Source organism: Leisingera sp. F5 (assembly GCF_001593695.1).
The window spans coordinates 1-8,077 of sequence record NZ_LUKH01000078.1 but is presented as its reverse complement, the minus strand read 5'-3'; the positions used below and the strand labels follow the sequence as shown (position 1 = coordinate 8,077).

The 8,077-nt window shown below is 56.8% G+C and carries 3 protein-coding genes, 1 tRNA gene, 1 rRNA gene and 1 pseudogene; all 6 read left to right on the top strand.

The window, feature by feature from the left end:
- A 5S ribosomal RNA gene (rrf, locus tag A2I95_RS23775) occupies nt 1–93 on the top strand; the annotation flags it as partial.
- A 46-nt stretch (nt 94–139) separates the two neighbouring features.
- A tRNA-Met gene (locus tag A2I95_RS23770) sits at nt 140–216 on the top strand.
- 1,771 nt (nt 217–1,987) lie between these two features.
- Nucleotides 1,988–2,554, top strand: a complete 567-nt coding sequence (locus tag A2I95_RS23765; RefSeq protein ID WP_291733824.1) for a hypothetical protein — start codon at nt 1,988–1,990, stop codon at nt 2,552–2,554.
- Nucleotides 2,496–3,974, top strand: coding sequence for a DNA polymerase Y family protein (locus A2I95_RS23760; RefSeq protein ID WP_291733822.1), 1,479 nt, complete (start codon nt 2,496–2,498; stop codon nt 3,972–3,974). Before A2I95_RS23765 ends, A2I95_RS23760 begins: the two co-directional genes overlap by 59 nt.
- Entirely contained in the window at nt 3,971–7,354 is a 3,384-nt protein-coding gene (locus A2I95_RS23755) for an error-prone DNA polymerase (protein ID WP_291733820.1), read from the top strand. The genes A2I95_RS23760 and A2I95_RS23755 overlap by 4 nt, the downstream gene beginning before the upstream one ends.
- Before the next feature lie 342 nt (nt 7,355–7,696).
- A pseudogene (locus tag A2I95_RS23750) lies at nt 7,697–7,892 on the top strand (transposase); the annotation flags it as partial.
- Nucleotides 7,893–8,077 lie beyond the last annotated feature (185 nt).

Sequence of the window (8,077 nt, the reverse complement as noted above, 5' to 3'; positions counted from 1 at the left end):
AAACACCCGGTCCCTTCCCGAACCCGGAAGTTAAGCACTGCAGCGCCGATGGTACTTGGGCTCAAGCCCTGGGAGAGTAGGTCACCGCCAAACCTAGTAAAATCCAATTTCTCTCAATACGATCTCAATAATACCCTGACGCGGGATGGAGCAGCCAGGTAGCTCGTCAGGCTCATAACCTGAAGGTCGCAGGTTCAAATCCTGCTCCCGCAACCACCGTTTCCGACCAAGCCCTCGCCACCAGCGGGGGCTTGGTTGATTCAGGATAACACAAAGACATCAGCCCCGCCAATTCCCCAACAAGTTCAAGCTGATGCCCGCCCGGCGCATCCGCGTCCGGAACCATCCGCACTTCCGAAACCAAAGCCCGCAGCGACGCCGTCGCCTCCCGCCGCACCTCTGGCGCGTTCAGGGAGCCAGCCAGGTCTTCGATCACTCCCGGTACCTGCGCAGCCGTAGCGCGTCTTGTTGATCAGCGTGCAACCGATGTGTCTTTCTGTTTGGCTGTATCCGATGAAAGACAGCACGTGATCTGCCACGTGTTGAGGGGCGTCTTCAGGGCTGTAGTGACCGGCATCTGGCAGGCGCTGAATCCTACCGTCCGGAAACCCGTACGACACGGCGGGTGCTGCGGGGGCTCGAAACCGACCGTTTGCGCGACATCGGCTTAGAACCGAGCAGCATTGACCGCGCTGCCACGGACACCGCCGCACAAGCGTCCAAAGCCTTCGCGCGGCGGTTCGGCAAGCTCAAACATTCAGCCGGTCAGAGAATCGGAATCCACAACGCGGAACGCGAATGCTCCTCGCAGGCTGCAAGGGTGCAAAGATGAGAAAATACGGGCCATCCGCCCATAAAGACAGTTTCACACGCCGCAAAATGCTGCAGGTGACCTTTGCAGCAGGCGCGCTTGGCGTCGCCTTGCGGCCATCCCCTAATGTCCGCCGCCCAGACCTGGTTGGGCCGGCCCACGCGCAACCCGCGCAGCAGATAGGGGTAAATCTTGTGCCCCTTCGCAGCCTTGCTGGTATTGGGCTTTCGGCATCTGCTGATCTCCTCCTCGTCGAAGATCAGCAGACAGCAAATCGTAGCTTACGTCAGTGTCCGAATTTCAGGGAGTAGCTCAGGCAACCTGGGCAGCTTGGATCGAAGAGCCATTGGTTTCCACTGCATTCAATGTCCACCCAAACTCTCTAATCGGCCGAACTGTGCAAATTCGGTTTTCTTCGCATAGCCGTGATTGGCGCGTAGCGCAGCAGGTCGTATTTTGGACCCATGACCTCGGATGCAACGCAGCAGCAGCGCCATGGCGACTGACCTGCTCCTGAAAAGTCCTCGATTTGAGGTTAGCCTGTTCTCCAACTGAGGAGACAGATGATGAAGAGAAACCGCTGGCGCAGCGCCGGAACATATTGATCTGACATCGAAACCTCCTGTCATCAAATTGAGAAGGCCCCAATCGTCAGACAGGTTCGTCAGTTCGCAAAATTCACGCGGCTCACATCAGCGCGCAACCCCCGCCCCAAGCGCCAATTCCGCGAAAGCGGTTTCGTCCAAGTCCCGCTGTGCCGACATTGCCTGGGTCTCTGCTTACGCATCTGCGGCGAATGGCTCCTTCGACGGGCCGTGGTGCAGCATCTCAAATTGACGGCAAGGGGCGGTTTAGGATCGACCGGGATGTTTCGCCCGGAGACTCTGCCTGCACTTTTTAACCCCCGCGATATGCGCAAAGTTGCCGTTAGCTGTGCGCTATCATACGTTTATATGTTTGCAAACCCCGCCGGGTAATCTGCACGACAGCATCCCGCTTGAAATCGTCGCTGAACTTGCTGCTGCTCATCATGGTCTCCTTGCCTCAAAATTAGGGAAGAAGGCGCCCACGAACCATGGGGCTATTCAAAGCGCCATTTCGCGCCGACTGCACCAAAGTCTGCTGTGATGGTATGCTAGTGTTTTTCAATACTGCCATCTGCTGCTAATCTCAGGTATGCACGGCTCTGATCTACGTTTTTTTCCTCCAACCAATGCTCGAACCCATGAAGTTAGCGGTGCGGGGGCGTTTGTGTTTGTTTTTACGCTGGCCACAAGGCTGGGCGGAAAACTCCTGTGGGTGCGTGAAGCGTGGGACACCGCCCAACTCAACCCCAATGGCTTTTCTGATTTCATTGATCCGACCGCTGTGATCCTTTGTAGTGCCAAAGACCAAAAGGAGGTTTTAGCCGTCGCAGAAAAAGCGTTGCGATCCGGGGCTGTCACACTTGTTGTGATGACGCTAAGCCAGCCCATCGGCTTGACCGAAGGGCGGAGATTGCAATTGGCTGCGCGGGATGGAATATCCACCGGGGTGGCAATTATTCCCGAGGGCATGGGCAGCAATGCCGCAGAAACCCGGTGGCGCTGCAGCCCTGTTTATGATGCCAGTTCCCTTCCTCAGGACTCGACATTGCAAAAATGGGAGCTTATTAAGAACAAATCGGGAACATTAGGTGTCTGGAATGTTCGATGGCATACAGCGTCGCGTCGTCTCATTGTGGTTCCCCCGGCTGGCAAGTGACCGGGCTTTACGCCAGCGCCTGATTGATGGCCCCTTTGCGCTGACCCTCAAACAGCAGAACGCCAATCGGATATATTGCTTGAACGGCGATGCCGCGCGGCTGGGATTGCGCCGGGGGATGTCCTATGCCGATGCTCGGGCCTTTTGTCCAAGCCTGCAAAGCACCCCGGCTGATCCTGTAAGAGATCAGCAGTTTCTGCATATCCTGCGTCGCTGGGCGACTCGCTATTGCCCTTGGGTGGGGGTGGAAGGTGAGGATGGATTGGTTCTTGACATAACAGGGGCAGCGCATCTTTTAGGGGGAGAACCGGCCATGATCGTGGACATGCGCAGGCGCTTGTCGCGGGCGGGGCTTTCTGTGCAAATCGGGCTTGGGAATACGCGCGGGGCGGCTTGGGCGTTGGCCCATTATGGTGAGGGAATTGCCCCTTCTGATAATATGCTGGGCGCGCTTGAAACCCTGCCCGTGGCTGCGCTACGCCTTGAGGAAAAAACATCTGTTGCACTGCAACGGTTAGGATTGCGCAAGATTGGTGATCTTGCGACAGTTCCGCGCGCGCCGCTGACCCGCCGGTTTGGCCCGGGTCTTTTGCTGCGGCTTGATCAGGCGCTTGGCACACAGCCTGAAGAGATCACGCCGCTGAACGATCCCCCGCATTACGGTGTGCGGATAACACTGCCGGAACCGATCGGATTGCTGACAGATGTCATGGCGGGAACCGAACGGTTGCTGGTGCAACTTTGCAGCAAACTGAAGGCGCAAGAAATGGGGGCACGCATGCTGTGCATTTCGTTGCGCCGGGTGGATCAAGATCAGCAACGGGTTGAGCTGCGTCTGGCGCGTCCTTTGCGGGATCCAGCACGTATTCTGCGGCTGTTTGAACGGGGATTGGCCGAGGTCGCGGCCGGTTTTGGCATCGATCAATTGCGGCTGGAGGCAACACAGGTCGAAACCCTGCCCGTGCAACAGATCAGCCATGTATCGGACCGCGGCAAAGATAAGCTGGACGATCTGATCACCCGTCTTGGTACACGCATCGGCTTGGACAATATCCAGCGGTTCCTGCCCGCAGATAGCCACATTCCAGAGCGCAGCTTTCTCATTGCACCTGCTGCTTATTCTGAACCGCAAAATGGTTGGGGCGGCGCAACTCCCCGCCCTCTTTGCCTGTTTCGGCCAGAACCGATTACCGGAATGGGGCCGCACCCACCAAGACGTTTTCGTTGGCGGCGCATCTCCTTGACCACGGGCCGTGTCACGGGGCCCGAACGCATCGCGCCGGAATGGTGGCTTGAGGATGAAAACTGGCGCTCTGGTCTGCGGGATTACTGGCGGGTTGAGACGACACAAGGGCGAAGGCTCTGGTTGTTTTATACCCCGCAAAATCCAGGCTGGTTTGTGCATGGAGAATTCGCATGATTGAGGTGAACCGTATGCATCGCCCGGTCGAGGCCTTTTGCCGGGACATGCTGGATGCCCATGCACAGGGGCAGGCCTATGCGGAACTTTGCGTGACGACGAATTTCACCTTTCTGGCCGGGGCCTCACATCCCGAAGAAATGGTGATGCGCGCGGCTGAACTGGGTCTGTCCGCCATTGCCATAACAGATCATAATTCCCTCGCCGGAGTGGTGCGGGCCTGGACGGCGCTGAAAGAGCTGAAGCGTGAGCCGCAAGACGCGGTGCAGATCCGGTCCCAGCATCGGGTCGTTTCGTCTTCTCGGCAAGAGGTTGGGCGACCTGACCCGATTGTGAAACCGGCTGCATTTTCACTGCCAAAACTGATAGTTGGCTGCCGTTTGATTTTACAGGACAGCCCGGTGCATTGGCTGGCTTTGCCCTGTGACCGGGCGGGCTATAAACGGCTGACCCGGTTGCTGACGTCAGGCAAACGTCGGGCAGAAAAAGGACAATGCGACCTTTACCGCAAAGACATGGTAACCGCTTGCAAAGGCATGATTTTGATAGCCATGCCGCAAGCGGGTTTGGATGAGGCTGCGCCTGATATTCAGGCCATGCGGCGACATTTTTCCAATTACGTTTTTCTGGGCGCGGCGCCGCGATATGACGGAACTGACCAAGGCTACCTGGCGGCCTGCGCCCGGCTGGCGCATAGGGTATCCGCGCCGATGGTCGCAGTCGGTGATGTTTTGATGCACCGGGCCAGCCGCAGGCAACTGGCTGATGTGCTGACCTGCATGCGTGAGCATATCACCATTGATCAGATTGGAACCCGTGCGCTGCCAAACGCAGAGCGTCGGCTGAAATCCGGAGAGGATCTGGCGCGGCTGTTTCGCAACCATCCCGGCGCGATGCGCCGGACGCTTGAGATTGCCAACAAATGCAGTTTTGATCTGGGGGAATTGTCTTATGAGTACCCCCATGAGGATGCGCAGGGTGAAACATCGCAGGCGCGTCTGGAATGTTTAGCCCATGAAGGGCTCCACTATCGTTACCCGGCAGGCCCACCAGAGCGCGCGGTCCAGCTTATGGAAAAAGAATTGGCCTTGGTGAAGGAGTTAAAATTTCCGGCTTACTTCCTGACCGTACATGACATCACCCAATTCGCCAGATCACAGAGCATCCTCTATCAGGGGCGCGGTTCTGCGGCAAATTCCATCCTATGCTATCTGTTACGCATCACCGATGTCAGCCCAGATATGATCACCATGGTTTTTGAACGTTTCGTGTCAAAATACAGGGGAGAGCCGCCAGATATCGACGTGGATTTCGAGCATGAGCGGCGCGAAGAGGTGATCCAGTGGATCTACCGCAAATACGGTCGCCATCGCGCGGGGCTGTGCGCAACGGTGATTCATTTTCGCACGCGGGCTGCAATCCGCGAAGTGGGCAAGGTCATGGGGTTATCACAAGATGTGACTGCGGGCCTTTCCAGTCAAATCTGGGGCATGACCAATGGCGGTGTCGATCTGGACCGCATTCGCGAACTTGGCCTTGATCCAGAGGACCGCCGTTTGATGCAGACCATTCGCCTGATTGGTGAGGTGATCGGGTTTCCCCGCCATTTATCCCAACATGTGGGTGGCTTTGTCATTACACGTGGACGGCTGGACGAGTTATCACCCATTTCGAACGCAGCGATGGAGGACCGTACGGTCATCGAATGGGACAAGGATGACATCGATGCCTTGGGTATTTTGAAGGTCGATGTGCTGGGGCTGGGTATGCTAAGTTGCGTGCGAAAGGCATTCGACCTTTTGCAGCACCATGAGGGCCAGACACATACGATCGCGTCAATCCCGCAAGAAGATTCTGACACCTATGATATGCTGTGCCGTGCTGATGCAGTGGGCGTTTTTCAGGTGGAAAGCCGGGCACAGATGAATTTCCTGCCCCGTATGCGCCCACGTGAATTTTATGATCTGGTGATCGAGGTTGCCATTGTGCGTCCCGGCCCCATTCAGGGGGATATGGTGCGCCCTTATATCCGTCGGCGTCATGGCTTGGAGAAACCAGAACCCTTTGGTCCAGCGTTGGAAAAGGTCACGGAACGGACATTGGGCGTGCCTCTGTTTCAGGAACAGGCGATGCAGATTGCCGTGGTTGGGGCCGGGTTCACCGCCGAAGAGGCGGATCATTTGCGCCGGTCACTGGCTTCGTTCCGGCGCATGGGGACCATTGGCACCTTTCGGGATAAGTTCATCAACGGCATGCTGGAGAATGGCTATAACCTTGAGGTGGCTGAGCGTTGCTTTTCCCAGATCGAAGGCTTTGCCGATTACGGCTTTCCGGAAAGCCACGCGGCGGCCTTTGCGATGCTGGCCTATGTGTCGGCTTGGCTGAAACGCCACCATCCGGCAATTTTTGCCTGTGCGCTTCTCAATTCTCAGCCCATGGGCTTTTATGCCCCGGCCCAGATCGTGCGGGATGCACGGGAACATAATGTTGAAACGCGCGCCATTTGCGTCAACCATTCTGAATGGAACAACACCTTAGAATGCCGCCCGGATGGTGCGCTGGCCTTGCGGCTGGGATTTCGTCAGATCAAAGGTTTCAAGGAAGAAGATGCAAATTGGATCGTGGCCGCGCGTGGCAATGGCTATCCAAACCCAGAAGCGCTTTGGCATCGCGCCGGATTGCGGCCTGATGTGTTGACGCGCCTTGCGGAAGCAGACGCATTTTCCGGTCTAGGCCTTGCCCGGCGCGATGCGCTTTGGGCGGTCAAGGCAATCCGTGATCACAATTCGTTGCCGCTTTTCAATGACCCCATTGATGGAGAAGCCATTGATGAACCTCAAATTAACTTACCAACCATGCAATTGGGCGAAGAAGTGGTCGAGGATTATGTCGCAACTCGGCTGAGCCTGCGGGCGCATCCAATGGAACTTTTGCGGCCTGCCCTACCGGGGCTGGTCACTCATGCCGCGTTGCAGGATATCGCGCTTGGTTGTTATAGCGTGTGCGGCTTGGTGATTACCCGGCAACGTCCGGGGACAGCATCCGGCGTGATTTTCCTGACACTTGAGGATGAAACCGGGATCAGCAACGTCGTGGTCTGGCCTAAGATGTATGAACGCTTCCGCCGTATCGTTATGGGCGGGCGGCTGCTGCAGGTGCGGGGCTATCTGCAACGGGAGGGCATCGTGGTGCATCTGATTGCGCAGGACATTCAGGATATATCCTATAAACTATCTGAACTGAGCCACCCGCTGCCCGATGCCCTGAAAACCGAAGGTCCCCGTGCAGATGACACCCCGAAAAAATCCCGTTATCCCACCCGCGCCATGCACCCGTGCGATCAGGCAAAACGGCTGTTTCCAAGCCGGGATTTTCATTAAGCAGCGGTTCATGCATTGTGCAGTATTCGGAAAAATCGGCTCAATCTGATTATTAGTCAGATCGCAGCATTTGTTGAAAGCAGACATTGCCGAAACTGCTCTACGGCCCTACGGTTTGCCCAATAGGAGACCCAAAATGAAACTGACAACTGTCGTAGCCGTGGTGAGCCAGAGGTGCATGGTCCGATAAGGGTTTCCATATCCGTTACCATGCGGCCCCGACAGAGTTCGGGGGCTTTTTTGTTTCTAGACCAAAGACTTCATTATGACATGACGGCGTTGTTGCAAAACTCACCGCCTTAGGGATTCACGTCGGGAAACCGGTGGGTTAAGAGACTCGGCATGACCAAGCCCGAACCTGCTCGCTACCGCACGACGAACTGGAAGTCCTGCAATGAAGCGCTTAAGCGGCGGGGGTCGCTGCTGATCTGGCTCGACAAGGATATGGTGTGGCTCGCCGCCCAGGCCGTCCGCCGGTGTTCCCCGATGCCGCGATCCAGTTCTGCCTGATGGCAAAATGCTATTCGGGCTGCCGCTCTGAAAAACGACCGGGATGGTATCCGGCATGCTGCAGATGGCAGAGCTGGATTGGCCGGTTTCCTGAAGGTTTTTCGATGCGGGCCGGGGTGCTGCATTGCTTTCTGGCGCGGCCTGCGGCCGGGGTTGACAAACCTCGGAAGGAGGAAGCCGCGGGGGCTGGGCGTTGTCTATGGGGCAGAGGAA